The sequence below is a fragment of the Streptomyces sp. NRRL F-6492 genome (genome assembly GCF_001280125.1).
GTDB lineage: Bacteria > Actinomycetota > Actinomycetes > Streptomycetales > Streptomycetaceae > Streptomyces.
This window is the reverse complement of record NZ_LGEG01000269.1, coordinates 14,049-33,563: the sequence shown is the minus strand read 5'-3', so window position 1 is coordinate 33,563 and position 19,515 is coordinate 14,049. Positions and strand designations below refer to the sequence as shown.

At 72.9% G+C, this 19,515-nt stretch carries 12 protein-coding genes and 2 pseudogenes; 5 read left to right on the top strand and 9 right to left on the bottom strand.

Annotated elements, in window-relative coordinates; translation table 11 throughout:
- Positions 1 to 35: 35 nt before the first annotated feature.
- From ADL08_RS32120 to ADL08_RS32100, 5 genes are all read right to left on the bottom strand, one after another.
- Positions 36 to 590, bottom strand: coding sequence for a hypothetical protein (locus ADL08_RS32120; protein ID WP_053649278.1), 555 nt, complete (start codon positions 588 to 590; stop codon positions 36 to 38).
- Between the two features lie 82 nt (positions 591 to 672).
- A complete protein-coding gene (locus ADL08_RS32115; protein ID WP_053649276.1) occupies positions 673 to 888 on the bottom strand; it encodes an EF-hand domain-containing protein in 216 nt (71 codons plus the stop codon).
- Positions 889 to 1,278: 390 nt separating this feature from the next.
- Positions 1,279 to 1,785: an ATP-binding protein gene (locus ADL08_RS32110; protein ID WP_053649300.1), complete on the bottom strand. Its 507-nt coding sequence runs from the start codon at positions 1,783 to 1,785 to the stop codon at positions 1,279 to 1,281.
- Positions 1,786 to 1,910: 125 nt separating this feature from the next.
- Complete coding sequence (locus tag ADL08_RS32105) at positions 1,911 to 2,678, bottom strand: enoyl-CoA hydratase/isomerase family protein (protein WP_053649274.1); 768 nt, start codon at positions 2,676 to 2,678, stop codon at positions 1,911 to 1,913.
- A gap of 84 nt (positions 2,679 to 2,762) precedes the next feature.
- The gene (locus tag ADL08_RS32100) at positions 2,763 to 4,016 is read right to left on the bottom strand and encodes a L,D-transpeptidase (protein ID WP_053649272.1); all 1,254 of its coding nucleotides are present in this window, start codon (positions 4,014 to 4,016) and stop codon (positions 2,763 to 2,765) included.
- Positions 4,017 to 4,702: 686 nt separating this feature from the next.
- On the opposite strand from ADL08_RS32100, the gene ADL08_RS32090 reads away from it, so the two are divergent.
- Positions 4,703 to 4,948 (top strand): hypothetical protein, encoded by a 246-nt coding sequence (locus ADL08_RS32090; RefSeq protein ID WP_053649267.1) that lies wholly within the window; start codon positions 4,703 to 4,705, stop codon positions 4,946 to 4,948.
- Positions 4,949 to 4,997: 49 nt separating this feature from the next.
- On the opposite strand, the gene ADL08_RS32085 is transcribed toward ADL08_RS32090, so the two are convergent.
- Positions 4,998 to 6,215, bottom strand: a complete 1,218-nt coding sequence (locus ADL08_RS32085) for a L,D-transpeptidase (protein ID WP_053649265.1) — start codon at positions 6,213 to 6,215, stop codon at positions 4,998 to 5,000.
- A 164-nt stretch (positions 6,216 to 6,379) separates the two neighbouring features.
- On the opposite strand from ADL08_RS32085, the gene glgX reads away from it, so the two are divergent.
- Positions 6,380 to 8,581 carry a glycogen debranching protein GlgX gene (gene glgX / locus ADL08_RS32080; RefSeq protein ID WP_053649263.1) on the top strand — a complete coding sequence of 734 codons (2,202 nt, stop codon included), beginning with the start codon at positions 6,380 to 6,382 and terminating at the stop codon, positions 8,579 to 8,581.
- A gap of 391 nt (positions 8,582 to 8,972) precedes the next feature.
- On the opposite strand, the pseudogene ADL08_RS36910 reads toward glgX, so the two are convergent.
- Positions 8,973 to 9,128 (bottom strand): annotated as a pseudogene (locus ADL08_RS36910) (ATP-binding cassette domain-containing protein); the annotation flags it as partial.
- 153 nt (positions 9,129 to 9,281) lie between these two features.
- Between ADL08_RS36910 and ADL08_RS32070 the strand changes: the two are divergent.
- From ADL08_RS32070 to ADL08_RS32060, 3 genes and pseudogenes are all read left to right on the top strand, one after another.
- On the top strand, positions 9,282 to 11,078 hold the full coding sequence (locus tag ADL08_RS32070) for an ABC transporter ATP-binding protein (RefSeq protein ID WP_053649259.1): 1,797 nt from the start codon (positions 9,282 to 9,284) through the stop codon (positions 11,076 to 11,078).
- Positions 11,075 to 12,913: an ABC transporter ATP-binding protein gene (locus tag ADL08_RS32065; protein WP_053649256.1), complete on the top strand. Its 1,839-nt coding sequence runs from the start codon at positions 11,075 to 11,077 to the stop codon at positions 12,911 to 12,913. Before ADL08_RS32070 ends, ADL08_RS32065 begins: the two co-directional genes overlap by 4 nt.
- A 455-nt stretch (positions 12,914 to 13,368) precedes the next feature.
- A pseudogene (locus tag ADL08_RS32060) lies at positions 13,369 to 15,328 on the top strand (M4 family metallopeptidase).
- Positions 15,329 to 15,411: 83 nt separating this feature from the next.
- Here ADL08_RS32060 and ADL08_RS32055 read toward each other — a convergent pair.
- Both ADL08_RS32055 and glgP read right to left on the bottom strand, forming a co-directional pair.
- Positions 15,412 to 16,335, bottom strand: a complete 924-nt coding sequence (locus tag ADL08_RS32055) for a serine hydrolase (protein ID WP_053649254.1) — start codon at positions 16,333 to 16,335, stop codon at positions 15,412 to 15,414.
- A gap of 167 nt (positions 16,336 to 16,502) precedes the next feature.
- Positions 16,503 to 19,073 (bottom strand): alpha-glucan family phosphorylase, encoded by a 2,571-nt coding sequence (glgP, locus tag ADL08_RS32050; protein ID WP_053649252.1) that lies wholly within the window; start codon positions 19,071 to 19,073, stop codon positions 16,503 to 16,505.
- Positions 19,074 to 19,515 lie beyond the last annotated feature (442 nt).

The following is a 19,515-nucleotide window of genomic DNA, read 5'->3' as shown; positions in this document are numbered from 1 at the left end:
CGATTCTCCGACCGGTGTCCGCCTCCCCGAGGCGGTCACCGGACCGTCCGGAACGGCGCCCACAGGTCGAGGCTCCACACGTCGCCGTCGCCGACGCGGTGACCGCGCTCCTCGTCCTCCTCGTCCACGACGAGGACGGAGACGTTCGAGGACGCGGCCCGGTACCGGAGGAATCCGCCCTGGTCGGCGACGTCCAGCTCCGGGACGCCCCAGGTACGGGAGAGCTCGTCGTACAGCTCCTCCCAGGAGGTGTACCGGGGAAACGCGACGCCCGTGCTCCGCGCCCAGGTCCGGGCCAGGTCGTCGTCCGACGCGAGGCGGTGCAGCCGAACCGTCGCGGTGGCCATCACCCACGCCGGCTCCGGCCCCGACTCCGACTCCGGCTCTTGCTCCGGCTCCGGCCCCGAGTCCGGGTTGAAGGCGAACTCCACGAGTCCGTGGTCCCGCCGCAGCCACGCCCCTCCCTCGTCGACGACATCGACGAAGGGGTGGTGGAACGCCCGGTCGGCCTCGGCGAGCGTCGAGCCGACGCGGAGGCCGCACAACTCTCCGGTGGCGAGGAACGAGGCGAGGAATCCGATGCCGGTCACGGCCGGTCCTCCAGTACGTCGGTCGGCGCCGGGCCCCGGACGGGTGGCGACCGGAGTCGCGCGGCCCGTCCGGGCGGGCGGGTCAGGCCTTGCTGAGGTGCGACCAGAACTCGTCCCACGACAGCCGGCCGTCGCCGTTGTCGTCGCGCTGCTTGATGATCGCCTCGGCGACCGTCTCGGTGACGTTGAAGTCGCCCAGCTGCGCCATCACGCTCTTGTACTCCCCGGCGGTGATGAAGCCGTCCCCGTCCACGTCGTACCGGTTGAATGCCGTGCGTGCCGACTCGATGTCCGCCACTGTTTCCGCCCCTTCATGGTGCTTGTCTGACGGGGTCAGATTAGCCGCCCCGGTCCGGTCGGCCGATCCGGGAGGTTCAGAGCGCCCCGCCAGGGGCCCAGCATGCGGACGACCCCGACAAACAAACAATGAACCGCATAGTCATTCACTGTTTACAAGGCAGGTGCCACACGTCACCAACGATTCACAGTTAAAGTGTTCACCTTTGCCCGCTTTTGCCCCACTAGGGACTTTTGGTGATGGGGCACTTGTCTGACATAGTCGATGACACGACCCCCATTGACCCGGGCCAGGTCGACACAGCGGCCGTGGATACACCCCCCCGTCCACGGCGCATCACACGGAAGCCCCCCGCACGCCCCACCACGGCACACGGGGGCTTCCGTGCGTTCAGGGGCGGTCCGCGACCCGCATCTCGAACCAGGTCGTCTTGCCGCGCGGCGCCAGGTCCACGCCCCAGCGGTCCGCCAGCTTGTCGACGAGGAAGAGTCCCCGGCCGCTCGTGTCCAGCTCGTGCACCGGCATCAGACAGGGCAGCCCGCGCGAGGGGTCGCGCACCTCGACCCGGATCGAGCCCCGGCGCCGCTGCAACCGCAGCGCGAAGACGCGGGCCCCGGTGTGCCGGACGGCGTTCCCCACCAGCTCCGAGACCAGGAGGACCGCGTGCTCGGCGATCTGCGGCCCCAGCGCCCACTGGCGCATCACGACGTGCTGCGTGAGCCTGCGGGCCACCCACGCGGACTCGGGCCGGGACGGCAGCCGGACGTCGTCCTCGGCCGGGTTCCCGTACAACTCGACTGCTTCGGCGGCCTGTTCGTCATCCGCGGCCAGTGGCCACCGCCCCGCGGCGGCGCTCGCGCGCTGCCGTGGTTGTTCCCTACCCTCCAGGCCCGCCATGCCCCCCATCATGGCCGCACGGAACGGCCCGCGGGGGCCGTTCCGCCGGAATCCGCCCCCCACGGGCCCCCGGTAGGCGCCTTACGGACACCTGGCCGACACCCGACGAATTCCTTTAGGACAGCTCAGCCGAATTTCGCCTTCCCCGGGCCCTCCTCGACGAAGCTCCGCATCCCGCGCTCGCGGTCCTCGGTGGCGAACAGACCGGCGAACCAGGTGCGCTCGATGGCCAGACCGGTGTCGATGTCGGTCTCCAGGCCCTGGTCGATCGCCTCCTTCGCGGCCCGCAGGGCGACGGCCGGCCCCTGCGCCAGCTTCGCGGCCCACGCGTACGCCTGCTCGTACACCTCGGCGGCCGGGACGACCCGGTCGACCAGGCCGAGGGAGAGGGCCTCGTCCGCCTTCACCATCCGGCCGGTGAAGACGAGGTCCTTGGCCCTGGAGGGGCCGACGAGGCGGGAGAGGCGCTGGGTGCCGCCCGCGCCCGGGATCAGGCCGAGCAGGATCTCGGGCTGGCCGAGCTTGGCGTTGTCGGCGGCGATCCGGTAGTCGGCGCAGAGCGCCAGCTCGCAGCCGCCGCCGAGCGCGTAGCCGGTGATCGCGGCGACGACCGGCTTGGGGATGCGGGCGACGGCGGTGAAGGCGTCCTGGAGGGCGCGCGAGCGCTTGACCATGGCCACGTGGTCCATGACCTGCATCTCCTTGATGTCCGCGCCGGCCGCGAACACCTTCTCCCCGCCGTACAGGACCACGGCCCGCACGTCGTCGCGGTCGGTCGCCTCCTGGGCGAGCTCGCGCAGCCGGTCCTGGGTGGCGACGTCCAGGGCGTTCATCGGGGGGCGGTCGAGGCGGATCGTGCCGACGCCTTCGGCGACTTCGAGGTTCACAGTCATGGGAGAAGGTTAGGGCTCGTCGACGACGAGGGGCCCGGTGCTGTTGCTCACAGCACCGGGCCCCGCCGAAAAGCTCGGGAACGCCTAGGCGATCCACTCCGACCACGGCATGTTCCAGCCGTTGAGGCCGTTCTCCGGCTTGATCTGCTTGTCCTTGGAGTTCTTCACGACGACCACGTCACCGATGATCGAGCTGTCGTAGAACCAGGCGGCCGGGGTCGAGCCGTCCCCCGCGCCCCGGGTGTCCGCGAGGCCGACGCAGCCGTGGCTGACGTTCTGCGAGCCGAAGGTGCTCTTCGGGGCCCAGTAGTTGCCGTGCACGAAGGTGCCCGACTGGGACAGGCGCATCGCGTGCGGCACGTCCTTGATGTCGTACTCGCCGCCGAAGCCGACCGTGGCGCCGTTCATCCGGGTCACCTTGTACTTCTCGCTGATGACCATCTGACCGTTGTACGTGGTCGTGGACGGCGCGCCCGCGGTGATCGGCAGCGTCTTGACGATCTTCCCGTCGCGCTCGACCTTCATCGTCTTGGCGCTGGCGTCGACGGTGGAGACCTGGCGGCGGCCGATGGTGAAGGTGACCGTCTTCTTCTGCTTGCCGTAGACGCCGGGGCGGCCCTCGACGCCGTCCAGGTTGAGGTGGACCGTCACCTTGGTGCCGGCGGCCCAGTACCGCTCGGGGCGGAAGTCCAGGCGGTCGTTGCCGAACCAGTGGCCCTTGATCGGGACGGACGGCACCGCCGTCACCTTGATGGCCTTCTCGACGGCCTCCGGGTCGGTGATGCCCCGGGTGAAGTTGATGGAGACCGGCATGCCGACGCCGACGGTCGAGCCGTCCTCCGGCGTGTAGTGGCCGATGAAGGTGTTCTTCGGGACGAGGGTGGTGAAGGTGGTGTCCTTCGCCGACTCGCGGCCCCCGGCGTCCTTCGCGACGGCGTGGACCTTGTACTGGGTGCCCCCGGACAGGTGGGCGGTCGGCTGCCAGCTGGCGCCGTCCGCCGCGATCTCGCCCTCGACCTCGGTGCCCTTGGAGTCGGCGACCGTGACCGTGGTCAGCTTGCCCTGCTGGGCGGTGACCTTGAGGGCGCCGCTGGTGGCGACCGAGTCGGCGCCGTCCTTCGGAAGGATCGTCACGACGGCCTGGGAGGCCGCGTTCTCCTGCTTGCCCGCGCCCTGCCCCTCCGGGCCCTTCGCGCCGTCGGTGGCGTCCCCGCCGCCGCAGGCGGTGAGCACCAGGAGCAGCGCTCCCGCCGCCAGGGCCTGCAGCCGGACGCCCCCGCGTCCCCGGCCCCGCCGCGTGGTCCCTACCGACGCCCCCGATATCGGCTGCCCGTTCACTGTGGTCTTCTCCCCTCGCACGGCCCGGCGTCGCCGCGGCCCCACCCCCGTGCGCATTGGCTCGCGCACACGGCGCTAGACAATCACACCGCAGGACACGAAAGATCCTCGCGCATGTCACCGTTCCGTCCCGATTGACGTGCTGGTACCTCACCGGAAGACGCCTTCCCCGTCGGTCACGGTTCGCGGCCGTCGACCGGGGGCGTGACGGCCCCTCCGGGGTACGCCGCCGACGGGGGTCGTTCCGTCGGCGTGCCGATCCGCGGCCGGTCGGCGCCGGGGACGCTCGGCTCGATCCCACGCGCCCACGGAGCGTCCCGCACCCGCGCGCCGAACTCGGAGGCGACGGACCCGACATCCTGGACGCGGGGGCGGGCCGACGCCACCGGCGCGCTCCGTCCGACACGGCGCCGGGTCCCGGTCGCGTCCGGCCGGTCCGTCGTGCCGTTTCGAAGATGTGTGGCCCGAGCCGCACTCCCCCGTCGCCGTTCGGCGACTTTTCAACCAGCAACGATTCCAGAAACGCGTCGCGGCGCTGCTCCGGCCCGGCGTCAAGGAACTGCTGCTTCCGCTGCCGTACCCGCCGGTGTGGCCGCTCTGGCCCCCTCCGTGTCCCGGCCCCCTGCCCTGGCTCGGCCCCCTCGCCGGCGGCGACGGGCGGACGGCGCTCACGGCTCCGGCGGCACGTGGAGTCCGCGCTCGACGGGCCCCTCTCCGCCGAGACGCCGCGGCTGACGGCCCGGCAGGTCAAGGACTGGGAACTCTCCTCCGCCTCGACCCGCACCAGGACGTTCGACGAGGCACGGGACGAGCCGGCGCGGCTGCTGAACGGCCCCGAACGAAAAGCGGGAGCCATCGCGGTGGCGGTCGTCGTGGGACTCGCCGCCGGTCTGATCATCGGGTCCGGTCACGTGCTGAGTCACCACGTCTGACCCGGGCCGTTCCCGGGACGCGCGCCGCCTCCCGGGAACGGCGGGGGGGTCAGCGGAGCGCGGAGCCGGCCCTCCAGCTCTTCCAGTCCGTGTTCCAGCCGCCGAGTCCGTTGTCGGGAGCGACCTTCCGGTCGCGGGAGTTGACCACCTCCACCACGTCGCCGACGAGGGTCCGGTCGAAGAACCAGCCCGCGGGCGAGCGCGCGCTGCCGCCCTTCTCGTCCCGGAGTCCCACGCAGCCGTGGCTGACGTTGGCGGAGCCGAAGGTGTCGGGCTCGGCCCAGTAGTTGCCGTGCAGGAAGGTCCCGGAGTCGGTGAGCCGCATCGCGTGCGGCACGTCCTTGATGTCGTACTCGCCGCCGAAGCCGACCGTGGCGCCGTTCATCCGGGTCACGTCGTACAGCTCGGTGACGACCATCTTGCCGTTGTACGTGGTGGTCTTCGGCGCTCCCGCGGTGATCGGCAGGGTGGCCAGGACCTCGCCGTCCCTGCGGACCTCCATGGTGTGCGCGGCGGCGTCCACGACGGAGACCTGGGAGCGGCCGACGGTGAAGCCGACCTTCCTGCGCTGGATGCCGTACACGCCGGGCGCGCCCTCGACGTCCCGCAGGTCGAGGTCGACGGTGACCTTCGTGCCGGCGGCCCAGTACCGCTCCGGGCGGAAGTCGAGGCGGTCCTTGCCGAACCAGTGGCCGGCGACCTCGACCGGCGGGTCCGAGGTGATCCGGACGGCGCGCTCGACCGCGGCCCGGTTCTCGACGGGCCTGCTGAAGGAGAAGGAGACGATCATGCCGGTGCCGACCGTGGAGCGGTTCTCCGGCTTGAAGTAGCCGATGAAGCGGGACTCGGGCACCGCGGTGGTGAAGGTGGTGTGGCGGGCCGAGCGGCGCCCGTGCGCGTCGAGGGCGACGGCGTCCACGCCGTACTTGGCGGCCGGGGCGAGCCGGCTGCGGGCCGGCGGCCGCCAGCGCAGCCCGTCGGCGGAGATCTCCCCGGCGACCTCGGTCCGCCGGCCGTCCTCGATCCGGGCGACGGTCACCCGTTCGAGCCGTCCGCTGTCCACCCTCACCTCGACCGGTGCCCCGGCCGGGACCGCGCGGCTGCCGTCCTCCGGGGTGACCCGGATGACGTCGCCGGGGGCCCGCCCCTTGCCCGGCGGGGAGAGGTCGACGCCCCCGCCGCCGTCCGCCCCGGTACAGCCCGCGAGGCCCGCCAACAGTCCCGCCACCGCGAGGGCGCGCCCCGCCCGCTTCCATACAGATCTCACGCCCGGCCCAACGACGGCCACCCTCCAGGGGAAACGTGCGTGCGGGTCATGTTGGGAGCACGGCCGTACGGGAAGAACAGGAGGAGAACCACGCCCGGGGACCGGTGGCAGGGACGCCGCCGGTCCCCGGGCGCGGGCCCGACGGAGCCGCGGGAGGCCGGACGGTGACGAGCGCAGCCGAGCAGGAGGCGGTACAGCAGCGCGCCCTGGAGCGGGCGGGGCCACCCGTGTGGCCGGGGGCGCCGACGCCCCTCGGCGCCCGCTGCCGGGTCGGGCCCGGCGGGGTCGCGGGCACCAACTTCGCCCTGTGGGCGGGCGGGGCGGAGGCCGTGGAGCTGTGCCTGTTCGACGAGGACGGGACGGAGACGCGGCTGCCGCTGACCGAGCTGACCCACGAGATCTGGCACGGCTTCGTGCCCGGGACCGGCCCGGGGCAGCGGTACGGCTACCGGGTGCACGGCCGCTGGGACCCGTGGACGGGCGCCCGGTGGAACCCGGCGAAGCTGCTCCTCGACCCGTACGCGCGGGCCGTCGACGGCGAGTTCTCCCTGCCGCCCGAGGTGTACGGGCACGTGCGGGACTGGCCGCAGCAGCACGTGGCCGACACCGTCCGCGACGAGCGGGACTCCGCCCCGCACGTGCCGAAGGGGGTCGTCGTCCACGACGACGACGACTGGTCCGACGACCGCAGGCCCAAGACGCCCTGGCAGGACTCGGTCATCTACGAGGTGCACGTCAAGGGCTTCACCCGGCTGCACCCGGGCATCCCCGAGCACCTGCGCGGCACGTACGCGGGGCTCGCGCACCCGGCGGCGGTCGACCACCTCGTACGGCTCGGGGTGACGGCGGTCGAGCTGCTGCCGGTGCACCAGTTCGCGCACGAGGACCACCTGCTGCGGCGGGGCCTGCGCAACTACTGGGGGTACAACTCCGTCGGCTACTTCGCGCCGCACGCCGGCTACTCCTCCTCGGGGACGGCCGGGCAGCAGGTCGGCGAGTTCAAGAAGATGGTGCGGGCGCTGCACGCGGCCGGGATCGAGGTCATCCTCGACGTGGTCTACAACCACACGGCGGAGGCGGGCGAGCTGGGCCCGACCCTCTCCCTGAAGGGCATCGACAACCGGGGCTACTACCGGCTCCAGTCCGACGCCCGCCGGTACGCCGACTACACGGGCTGCGGCAACACGCTGCACGTGGTGCAGCCGCAGGTGCTGCGGCTGATCACCGACAGCCTGCGCTACTGGGTGACCGAGATGGGGGTGGACGGCTTCCGCTTCGACCTGGCGGCGGCGCTCGCCCGGTCCTTCCACGACGTCGACATGCTCTCCCCCTTCCTGGCGGTCATCGCCCAGGACCCGGTGCTGCGCCGGGTGAAGCTGATCGCGGAGCCCTGGGACGTCGGCAACGGCGGCTACCAGGTCGGGGCGTTCCCGCCCCTGTGGACCGAGTGGAACGACCGCTACCGGGACGCCGTGCGGGACTTCTGGCGCGGGGCGCTGCCCGACGTGCGGGACCTCGGCTACCGGCTCTCCGGCTCCAGCGACCTGTACGCCTGGGGCGGCCGGCGGCCGTACGCCTCCGTCAACTTCGTCACCGCCCACGACGGCTTCACGCTGCGCGACCTCGTCACGTACGAGCGGAAGCACAACGAGGCCAACGGCGAGGGCAACCGGGACGGCACCCACGACAACCGGTCCTGGAACTGCGGCGCGGAGGGCGAGACCGACGACCCGGAGATCGGGGCGCTGCGGCTGCGCCAGCAGCGCAACCTGCTCACCACCCTGCTCCTGTCGACCGGGGTGCCGATGCTGGTCTCCGGCGACGAGATGGGCCGCACCCAGGGCGGCAACAACAACGCGTACTGCCAGGACAACGAGATCGGCTGGCTCGACTGGTCGCTGCCGGAGGACCCGGGCCGGGCCCAGCTGCTCGCCCTGTCCCGGCGGCTGCTCGCGCTGCGCCACCGCCATCCGGTGCTGCGCCGCCGGGCCTTCTTCTCCGGCCGGCCGCAGCGCGCGGACGGGCTGCGGGACCTGGCCTGGTTCACGGCCGAGGGGGCCGAGATGACGGAGGGCGACTGGTACGCGCGGACGGGCACGCTCGGCCTGTACCTGTCGGGCCGGGACATCCCGGGCCGGGACGCGCGGGGCGAGCGGATCACCGACGACAGCTTCCTCGCCGTCCTGCACGCCGACCACCGCCCCCTGGACTTCCGGCTGCCGGGCCCGCCGTGGGCGGAGACGTACGAGCTGGTCGTGGACACCGCCCGCGAGGACCAGTCCGGGCCGCCGGGCACGGTCCACCGGGGCGGTGAGGTGCTCGCGGTGGGGGCCCGGTCGGTGGTGCTGCTGCGGGTGTCGAGGTGAGGCCGGGGGGCGGGGGCGGGGGAGGTCAGCGGAGCGCGACGTAGCAGGTGAAGTCGCCGCTGACGGTGGCGTCGGGGCCGACGTAGGTGAAGGTGAGGTTCTCGTCCCCCGCCACCCAGTACTGGCCGGAGGCCCGCCCGCCGGAGGTCCAGGCGGCGGGCGCCGCCCGGTAGGCCCTCTCGCACCGCTCGGACGCGAGCCGGTCGCCGAGGCCCGCCGGGTTCTGGCCCTTGACGGTCTCGTCGATCCGTTCCTGGCCGAAGACCCGCAGGTCCGCGTCCTCGCCGCAGGGGACGGGGCGGACCCGGGCCAGGTGGCCCAGACCGGTGTCGTGGGAGGCGCAGGCGCCGGCCTTCAGGGCGGGCAGGGTGACGGTGGTCCGCTCGGCATCCTCGACGCACTCCACGGTGGTGGTCTTGCCCGCGCCGTTGGGTCCGAGGATCCCGAAGACCTCCCCCTGGCCGACCTCGAAGGAGACCCCGTCGACGGCCTTCCGGCCGCCGTAGGACTTGTGCGGTCCCCGCACTTCGATCGCTGCTGTCGTCATGCCCCGAGCCTCCCGGCCGGGGCGGCCCGCCGGTATCGGCCGATCCGCTCGTACCGGCCGTCGGCCGATCGGTTGACGGCCGGTACGACCCGGGGAGCCGCGGCCGGAAAACCGGATGAGCGGTGTCAGTGGTGAACCGTAAGGTCGGACCTGATGCCCGAGAAACCCTTGCCCCCAGCGAACCCGGCGGACGCCGCCGACCGGTCGGCGGTGCGCGTCCTGCTCCGCCTGTGGCCGTACGTACGACCCGTGCGGGGGCGGCTGTTCACGGCCGCCTTCGTCGCGATAGTCGCCTCCTGTCTGTCGCTCGTCATCCCCCTCGTCCTGAAGTGGCTGGTGGACGGGCCCGTCGCGGACCGGGACCCCGGGGGCGTGTGGCTCGGCGCGCTGTACCTGCTGCTGCTCGGGATCACGGAGGCGGTGCTCTTCGGCTTCCGGCGCTGGCTGGTGGCGCGGCCGCTCGCCGGGGTGGAGGCGCGGATGCGGTCGGACCTGTACGGCAGGCTCCAGCGGCTGCCGATCGCCTTCCACGACCGGTGGGCGTCGGGCCAGCTCCTCTCGCGCGGGACGACGGACCTGATGCTGGTCCGGATGTTCCTCGCCTTCCCGCTGACCTTCCTCCTGGTCAACGGCGTGACGATCCTCGCCGGGTACGTGCTGCTGCTCTCCCAGGACTGGTCCCTCGGCCTGGTGCTGCTGACCCCGGTGCTGCCGCTGGTGGTCGTCTGCTCGCTCTTCGAGGGCCGGTACGGCCTGGTGGCGCGCAGGGCCCAGGACCAGGTGGGCGATCTGACGACGGTCGTGGAGGAGAGCGTCCTCGGCATCCGGATCGTCAAGGGCTTCGGCCGGCACCGCAGCCAGGCGCGGGCCTTCCGCGAGCTCTCCGAGCGCCTGCGGGGCACGGAGCTGGTCAAGGCCCGGCTGCTCGCCGCGATCTGGGCGGTCATCACGGTCGTACCGGAACTGGCCATCGGCGCGGCGCTCGTCCTCGGCACGGTGCAGGTCGCGGACGGCGGCCTGTCGGCGGGCACGCTCGTGGCGTTCCTGTCGACGGCGCTCGCGCTGCGCTGGCCGGTGGAGTCGATCGGCTTCCTGCTCGCGATGAGCCAGGAGGCGGCGACGGCGACGGAGCGGTACTTCGAGGTGATGGACGCCCCGGAGGAGCCGGACACGGCCGCCCCCGGGGTCCCGCGGGCCGACGGCCCGGACGGGGTGCGCTTCGAGAACGTCACCTTCCGCTACCCGGACGCCCCCGAGGGCGCCCCGCCGGTCCTGGACGGCGTCGACCTGCACATCCGCCCCGGCGAGACGCTGGCCCTGGTCGGCGGCACGGGCTCCGGCAAGACGACCCTCACCGCCCTCGTGCCGCGCCTGCACGAGACGACGGGCGGCCGGATCCTCCTCGACGGCGAGGACGTCGCGCTGATGGAGCGGGACCGACTGCGCTCCCTGGTGTCGATGGCCTTCGAGGAACCCACCCTGTTCTCCACGTCCGTCGGCGAGAACGTCCTGATGGGGGCCGGGGCGGAGGCCGGGGAGCCGGAACTGCGGCGGGCCCTCGGCGTGGCCCAGGCGGACGGCTTCGTGGACCGGCTGCCCGAGGCCGCCGCGACCCGGGTCGGCGAGCAGGGTCTGAGCCTGTCGGGCGGCCAGCGGCAGCGGCTCGCCCTGGCCCGCGCGGTGGTCGGCCGGCCCCGCTTCCTCGTCCTGGACGACCCCCTCTCCGCCCTCGACGTGCACACTGAGGCGCGGGTGGAGGCGGCCCTGCGGGAGGTCTTGCGGGAGACGACGGCCCTGGTGGTGGCGCACCGCCCGTCGACGGTGATGCTGGCCGACCGGGTCGCGCTGCTGTCCGGGGGCCGGATCACGGCCGTGGGCACCCACCAGGAACTGCTGCGCGGCAGCGAGGAGTACGCCTGGCTGATGTCGGGCGGGAAGGAACGGCGATGACGGACACCACGCTCACCAAGCCGCCCACCACCCCGCCGGACGAGCCGGACCCCTTCGACCGCGACGACCTGCCCGCTCCCCCGGGGGCGACGGGCGCCCTGCTCCGCTCCCTGCTCTCCGCGCACCGCGCGCGGGTCGCGGTCGCCGCGCTCGTCCTCCTGGTCAAGGAGGCCGCGGTCCAGGCGGGCCCGCTGCTCGTCGCGTACGCCATCGACCGCGCCGTCCCGGCCTTCCGCGCGGGGGACCACGGCCCGGTGGTCGCCGTGGCCCTCGGCTACCTCCTCTGCTCGGTCCTCTCGGGCCTCCTCCAGTACGTCTTCGTCCGGGGGGCGGCCCGGATCAACCAGGACGTCCTCCTGGACCTGCGCGGCCGGATCTTCCGCCACGCGCAGGTCCTCAGCGTCGACTTCCACGAGCGCTACACCTCGGGCCGGCTGATCTCCCGCTCGACCACGGACGTGGAGTCGCTGCGCGAACTGCTCTCGGAGGGCCTCCAGGAACTGATCGGCGTGGTCCTCTCCTTCGTCTCGATCACCCTCGTCCTGCTCTGGCTGGACCTGGGCATCGGCGCGGTGGCGACGGCGTCCTTCGTCCCGCTCTACCTCCTGGTGCAGCTCTACCGCCGCCGCGCGGGCCGGGTGTACGGCGAGCGCTCCACCGCGATCGCGGGCGTGATCGTGAAGTTCGCGGAGACGATGAACGGCATCCGCCCGGTCCGGGCGTTCCGCCGCGAGGAGACCAACGACGCGGAGTTCGCGGCCCTCAACCACCGCCACGAACGAAGCAACGGCGACGCGCTCCTGGAGATGGCCCGCTACGTCGTGGGCTCGCGCCTGGTGGCGAACACGGCGGTGGCCGGAATGTGCCTCTGGGGCGCGTACCGGGTGGCGGAGGGCTCCCTGGAACTGGGCGTCCTGGCGGCCGCCGTCCTCTACATGCGGCGCCTGTACGACCCGATCGACCGCCTGGGCATGTTCCTCAACTCGTACGAGTCGGCGGCGGCGTCCCTCGCCAAGATCGCGGGCCTCCTGGCCCAGGAACCGGGCGTCCCGGAGACGACGGCGCCCCGCGAACTCCCCCGCCGCGAGGGCGCCCCCGGCCGGGAGGTGGTCTTCGACGACGTGAGGTTCGCGTACCGCACGGGCGGCGAGGTCCTCCCCACCTTCGACCTGAAGATCCCGGCCGGCCAGACGGTGGCCGTGGTGGGAGCGACGGGCGCGGGAAAGTCGACCCTGGCGAAGCTCCTGGCCCGCTTCTACGACCCGACGGAGGGGCAGGTCCTCCTCGACGGCGTCGACCTGCGCGACCTCACCACCCCGGAGCTGCGACGCGGAATCGTCATGGTCACCCAGGAGGCGTTCCTCTTCTCGGGCACGGTGGCGGAGAACATCGCGATCGGCCGCCCGGACGCGACCCGCGCCGAGATCGAGGAGGCGGCGAAGGCCATCGGGGCCCACGACTTCATCGCGGGGCTCCCCGACGGCTACGACACGGACGTGCGCAAGCGCGGCGGCCGGATCTCGGCCGGCCAGCGCCAACTGGTGGCCTTCGCCCGCGCGCTCCTGGCGGACCCGGCGGTCCTGATCCTGGACGAGGCGACGAGCTCCCTGGACGTGCCCGGCGAAAGGGCGGTCCAGCAGGCCATGGACACGGTCCTGAAGGGCCGTACGGCGGTGGTCGTCGCCCACCGCCTGTCGACGGTGGAGGTGGCGGACCGGGTCCTGGTGATGGAGTCGGGCCGGATCGTCGAGGACGGCCCCCCGTCGGCCCTGGTGACGGGGGACGGCCACTACGCGGGCCTGCACCGGGCGTGGCGGGACAGCCTGGTGGGCTGAGACGGGAACGGGGGCCTCGGAGGGGGGCCGCGTTCGGGACGTGGGGCGCGATGCGGGGCGCACGAGAACCGGTCACTCCGCCGGGACCCTCGGGCGCCGTGCGTCACGCGCTCCCGAAGGCGGCCCCCGGAACCGCCCACGCGCCCCGGCGCACCGGCGCACGCCCCCACCGCCCCGGTACCACGGGCGAAAACGCGCCTCAGGCCGAACACCACCCCACGCCCCGCCCACGGTCCACGAAACGTCCGCTTAACGAACGCGGCCGTACCAGCAGCGGACGATTTCTGGCCAACTTCCAGCCGCACTCATGACAGGTCCCCGTCATCCCTGCGACTCTCTCCCCGGCTGTACGAACGAAAGTTCAGGCATCACCCGAACGTGCTCAACCGCTCTCCTTGCTCTGCCCGACGGACTCACCCAGGCCCGCCGGTACCCCCCTCGCAAAAGGAGTCCGCGTGAGATCCACGCCCAGCCGTCGCGCCACCGCGACCGGCGCCCTGATAGCCGCCGCCGCCATGCTCGCCGTGAGCGTCCAGACGGGCGCCGCCACCGCGGCGGACACCCCGTTCAGCGTCGCCCCCAAGGCGCAGCAGGGCACGTCGGCGAATCCGGGCAAGCTCCCGGCCGACCTCACCCCCGCCGAGCGCACCGCGCTCATCAAGGCGGCCGACGCCGACAAGGCCGCCACGGCCAAGTCCCTCGGCCTCGGCGCCCAGGAGAAGCTGGTCGTCCGCGACGTCGTCCAGGACCGCGACGGCACGACCCACACCCGCTACGAGCGGACCTACGCGGGCCTGCCCGTGCTCGGCGGCGACCTGGTCGTCGAGGAGTCGAAGGCCGGCGCCCGGCAGAGCGTCACCAAGGCGGTCCGCGCGGAGCTGAAGAACGTCGACACGACCGCCGAGGTCGCCCCGGCGGCCGCCGAGAAGCAGGCCGTCGGCCTCGCGCGGGCGGACGGCTCCGAGAAGACCGCCGCCAGCCGCGCCCCCCGCAAGGTCGTCTGGCTCGCCGAGGGCTCCCCGGTCCTCGCGTACGAGACCGTCGTCGGCGGCCTCCAGCACGACGGCACCCCGAACGAGCTGCACGTCGTCACGGACGCCAAGACGGGCGCGAAGCTCTACGAGTGGCAGGCCGTCGAGACGGGCACCGGCAACACGCAGTACAGCGGCCAGGTGACCCTCGGCACCGCGCCCTCGTACACGCTGACGGACACGAGCCGCGGCAGCCACAAGACGTACAACCTCAACGGCGGCAGCTCCGGCACGGGAACGCTGTTCACCAACTCCACCGACGTGTGGGGCAACGGCAACCCGTCCAACAAGGAGACCGCGGGCGCCGACGCGCACTACGGCGCCGCGCTCACCTGGGACTACTACAAGAACGTGCACGGCCGCACCGGCATCCGCGGTGACGGCGTCGGCGCGTACTCCCGGGTCCACTACGGCAACGCGTACGTCAACGCCTTCTGGCAGGACTCCTGCTTCTGCATGACGTACGGCGACGGCGCGGGCAACACCAAGCCGCTGACCTCGATCGACGTGGCCGCGCACGAGATGACGCACGGCCTGACCTCGGTCACCGCCAAGCTCGTCTACAGCGGCGAGTCCGGCGGCCTCAACGAGGCCACCTCGGACATCTTCGCGGCGGCCGTCGAGTTCTACGCCAACAACGCCCAGGACCAGGGCGACTACCTGGTCGGCGAGAAGATCGACATCCGCGGCAACGGCACCCCGCTGCGCTACATGGACAAGCCGAGCAAGGACGGCTCGTCCAAGGACGCCTGGTACTCGGGCATCGGCTCGATCGACGTCCACTACTCCTCGGGCCCGGCGAACCACTGGTTCTACCTGCTCTCCGAGGGCAGCGGCACCAAGACGATCAACGGCGTGAACTACGACTCGCCGACCTCGGACGGCCTGCCCGTCACGGGCATCGGCCGGGACAAGGCCGCGCTGATCTGGTTCAAGGCGCTCACCACCAAGTTCGGCTCGAACACCAACTACGCGGCCGCCCGCACGGGCACGGTCGACGTGGCGAAGGCGCTCTACGGCGCCACCAGCCCCGAGGTGACGGCCGTCGAGAACGCCTGGGCCGGCATCAACGTCGGCGCCCGCCCCGGCGGCGGCAACCCCGGTGGCAAGGTCTTCGAGAACACCGCCGACGTCGCGGTCCCGGACAACGGCGCCGCCGTCACCTCGACGGTCAACGTCACCGGCGTCACCGGCAACGCGCCCAGCAACCTCTCCGTCGGCGTGGACATCGTCCACACCTACAAGGGCGACCTGATCGTCGACCTCGTCGCCCCCGACGGCTCGGTCTACAACCTTCGCCAACGGCGCCTGGAAGCTCCGCGTCCAGGACAAGGCCTCGGCCGACACCGGCTACATCAACGCCTTCAAGCTGACCTTCCCGTAACCCTCACGGGACGGGCCGGAACGAAGTGACGGACGCCCCGGGGGCACTGCCCCCGGGGCGTCCGCGCGTCTCCGCCGGGCCCGTCAGCCGCGGGGCACCGCGACGTGCGCCTCCTGGGGCGCGGCGGTCGGCGTGTAGCGGGACGCGGCGGGCGCGGTCGGGACCAGGTCCCGGTGGATCACCTTGGCCACGGCCTGGATCGTGGTCACGCCGTAGTTCATCGAGCTGTTGCCGTCGGTGAGGATCGAGACGGTGTAGTCGTGGCCGCCGCCCTGGAACGCGCCGACGCTGTGCACGCGCCAGCCGCGCGTGGCGCGCTGCAGCCAGCCGTTCTTGACGTGCACGGAGACGGAGGAGGGCGCGCCGGCCGGGGTGCCCCACTTCTGCGAGCTGACGACGTTCTTCATGAGCTTGAGGACGTAGGCGCGGGAGTTGTCGCTCAGGACGGAGTTCTTGGCGCTGATCAGCGAGAGCAGCCGCTGCTCGTCGGTGACGTTGATCTGGGTGAGCCCCCAGTAGCCGCCGGATCCCGGCACCGTCCGCGTCATGCCGGCGGCCGTCAGGAAGCCCTTCACCTTGGTGACGCCGAGCTGGTTCCACAGGGAGGTGGTGGCCGCGTTGTCGGACTTGGTGATCATGGCGGTGGCGAGGGTGTTCTCGCGCGAGGTCAGGTAGCGGTTGGTCTTCTTGGCGTCCCAGAGGAGCGCGGCGAGGACGGTCACCTTCACGACGCTGGCCGAGTCGTACGAGGACGTGGCGCGCAGGGTGCAGGTGGTGTTCGTGGCGCGGTCGCGCAGGCCGACGGCGACGGTGCCGGTGCGCGTGGCGAGGGCGGCGGTGATGTCCTTCTGGAGCTTGGCGGCGAGCCCGGCCTTGCCCGACGTGCAGCTGACCTGCGGCGCGGTGGCGGCGGAGGCGGGCGCCGCGCCCACCACGGCGGGCACGAGCACTCCGGCGGCGACCACGGCCGGGAGCACGCGGGCGCGCAGGGATATGCGGTGATTCATGTGGGTTCCCCCTGGAAACGAAACCAGCACGCCTACGGCGTCATCGCCTTGGATGACTCATGAGCGTGCGGATGGTTGTACGAATCCAGCGAAACAGGGGGATCGGGCGTCACCGTGGCACGGGGCGCCCCACGATCAGGGCGCCCCGCGACGGACCGGACGGGCCGCTATCGCAGCAGCACCCCCGCCCCCTCCCCCGTCGTCTCCTCCGGCAGGGCCGCGAGGCCCAGCTCGGCCGGGTGGGCGAGGAGGGGGTGGGCGGGCAGGACGCGGACGGTGCAGCCGAAGGAGCCGGTGCGGTCGAGCTCCAGGGTGCCCGCGTACGGGAGGCGGCCCTCCAGGTCCGGGCCGCCCGCCGGCTTGAGGGTGACGGTGCGGGGCGCGGTGAGGGTGTCGTCGGCGTCGACCCGGCCGGTGACGGCCTGGACCTCGACGTCGTCGGGGCCGAGCGCGCCGAGGGCGACCCGGACCCGGACGACCGGGGTGGCGCCCAGCTCCGCGTCGGCCACGTCGTCCGCGAGGCCGTCGCCGACCTCGACGTGGTCGACGGTCACCTTGGGCCAGGCCTCCCGGACCCGGGCCTTCCAGGCGGCGAGCTCGCCGGCCCGGTCCGGGGTGAGCGCCCGGCGGGCGGTGGCGGCGGGGGCGTAGAGCCGCTCGACGTACTCGCGGACCATGCGGTCGGCGAGGACCTTGGGGCCGAGGTCGGCGAGGGTGCGCCGGACCATCGCCGTCCAGCCGGCCGGGACGCCGTCGGCGCCCCGGTCGTAGAAGCGGGGGGCGACCCGGCGCTCGATCAGCTCGTAGAGGGCGGCGGCCTCCAGGTCGTCGCGGCGCTCCTCGTCGGCGGCGGCCGCGCCGTCGGCGGTGGGGATGGCCCAGCCGAAGTCCGGCTCGAACCACTCGTCCCACCAGCCGTCGAGGACGGAGAGGTTGAGGCAGCCGTTGAGGGCGGCCTTCATGCCGCTGGTGCCGCAGGCCTCCAGGGGGCGCAGGGGGTTGTTGAGCCAGACGTCGCAGCCGGGGTAGAGGCCGCGGGCCATCTCCATGCCGTAGTCGGGCAGGAAGACGATCCGGTGCCGGACCCGGGGGTCGTCGGCGAAGCGGACGAGTTCCTGGACGAGCCGCTTGCCGCCGTCGTCGGCGGGGTGGGCCTTGCCGGCGACGACGAGCTGCACGGGCCGCTCGGGGTGGAGCAGCAGCGACCGCAGCCGGTCCTTGTCCCGCAGCATCAGGGTGAGCCGCTTGTACGAGGGGACGCGGCGGGCGAAGCCGATGGTGAGGACGTCGGGGTCGAGGACGGAGTCGGTCCAGCCGAGTTCGGCGGCGGCCGCGCCGCGCTGCCGCCAGGAGGCGCGCAGCCGGTCCCGCACGTCGGTCACGAGCCGTTCGCGCAGGGTGCGGCGCAGGTCCCACAGCTCGCGGTCGCTCGCGTCGGGGCCGAGGGGGCCGACCTCGGGGGCGACCCAGGTGGGGGCGTGGACGCCGTTGGTGATGGAGGTGATGGGCACTTCGTCGGGGTCGAATCCCGGCCATAGTCCGGCGAACATGGCGCGGCTGACGGCGCCGTGGAGGGTGGAGACGCCGTTGGCGCGCTGGGCGAGGCGCAGGCCCATGGCGGCCATGTTGAAGACGCCGGGTTCGCCGCCGAGGGGGAGCTCGTCGCCGAGGGCGAGGACGCGGCCGGTGTCGACGCCGGGCAGGGCGCCGTCCTCGCCGAGGTGGCGGGCGACCAGGGTGCGGTCGAAGCGGTCGATGCCGGCCGGGACGGGGGTGTGGGTGGTGAAGACGGTGCCGGCCCGGACGGTCTCCAGGGCACTGTCGAAGTCGAGCCCCTCGCCCTGGAGTTCACGGATGCGTTCGAGGCCGAGGAAGCCGGCGTGGCCCTCGTTGGTGTGGAAGACCTCGGGCACGGGGTGGCCGGTGAGCCGGGTGTACGTGCGGACGGCGCGGACGCCTCCGATGCCGAGGAGCATCTCCTGGAGGAGGCGGTGCTCGCTGCCGCCGCCGTAGAGGCGGTCGGTGACGCCGCGTTCGCCGGGGGCGTTCTCCTCGACGTCGGAGTCGAGCATGAGCAGCGGGACGCGGCCGACCTGGGCGGTCCAGAGCCGGGCGTGCAGGCTGCGGCCGCCGGGCAGGGCGAGGGTGACGCGGGCGGGGGTGCCGTCGGGCTCGCGGAGCAGGGTGACGGGCAGCTCGCCGGGGTCGAGGACGGGGTACTGCTCCTGCTGCCAGCCGTCCCGGGCGAGGGACTGGCGGAAGTAGCCGTGCCGGTAGAGCAGTCCGACGCCGATCAGGGGGACGCCGAGGTCGCTGGCGGCCTTGAGGTGGTCGCCGGCGAGGATGCCGAGGCCGCCGGAGTACTGGGGCAGGGCGGCGGCGACGCCGAACTCGGGCGAGAAGTAGGCGATCGCGGCGGGGAGGCCGTCGGGCTGCCGCTGGTACCAGCGGGGGGCGTTCAGATAGGCGTCGAGGTCCTCGGCGGCGGCGCGGAGCCGGGCCAGGAAGTCCTGGTCGGCGGCGAGCGCGGCGAGCCGGGGGGCTTCGAGGGCGCCGAGGATCCGGACGGGGTCGGTGCCGGGCCGGGGGCCCGGCCGGGCCGGGTCGGAGGAGAGGGAGTCGAAGAGGGCCCGGGTGGGCTCGTGCCAGGACCAGCGCAGGTTGCGCGCCAGGTCGGCGAGGGGTCGAAGGGTGTCGGGGAGGACGGGGCGCACGGTGAATCGACGGATTGCCTTCACGTGTTCCACCTTCGCAGGCGAGTACGGACCGGAGCGGACGCACCACGCTGTGTGTCCGGCGTGCCGCTCCGATGGTAGCCCCGACCGGATCGGAGCAACGGGAACCGACGGGTGAGGACACCCCCGTGACGGGACGGACGGGAGCAACCTCCTGGTGCCACAGGGGTGGTGACGGATGCGTGTCCGACTTCCGCCCTTGCCCGATTTGCTACGACCGAGTAGTTAACAAAGCGCCGGATTGCCCGAGGGTGCACCATGGGAAGGCTCCTCCGGTAACGCCCGGCACGCGCCCGTTCCTGACCCCCTTTCACCCCCTCGGTTCGGCCGTCCGGGTGAACGCGGACGGGAGAGGGCACGCCCCCGACCCGCCGGCCGTCGGCGGAGCTAGAAAGAGCGCACCACCACCCGCACCCCCGTACCCCGTCAGGTGATGCTGTGAATC

Coding starts and splice junctions, on each gene's coding strand:
- ADL08_RS32065 (WP_053649256.1), top strand. CDS start 11,075: ATGACGGACACCACGCTCACCAAGCCGCCCACCACCCCGCCGGACGAG.
- ADL08_RS32055 (WP_053649254.1), bottom strand. CDS start 16,335: ATGAATCACCGCATATCCCTGCGCGCCCGCGTGCTCCCGGCCGTGGTC.
- ADL08_RS32105 (WP_053649274.1), bottom strand. CDS start 2,678: ATGACTGTGAACCTCGAAGTCGCCGAAGGCGTCGGCACGATCCGCCTC.
- ADL08_RS32110 (WP_053649300.1), bottom strand. CDS start 1,785: ATGGCGGGCCTGGAGGGTAGGGAACAACCACGGCAGCGCGCGAGCGCC.
- ADL08_RS32070 (WP_053649259.1), top strand. CDS start 9,282: ATGCCCGAGAAACCCTTGCCCCCAGCGAACCCGGCGGACGCCGCCGAC.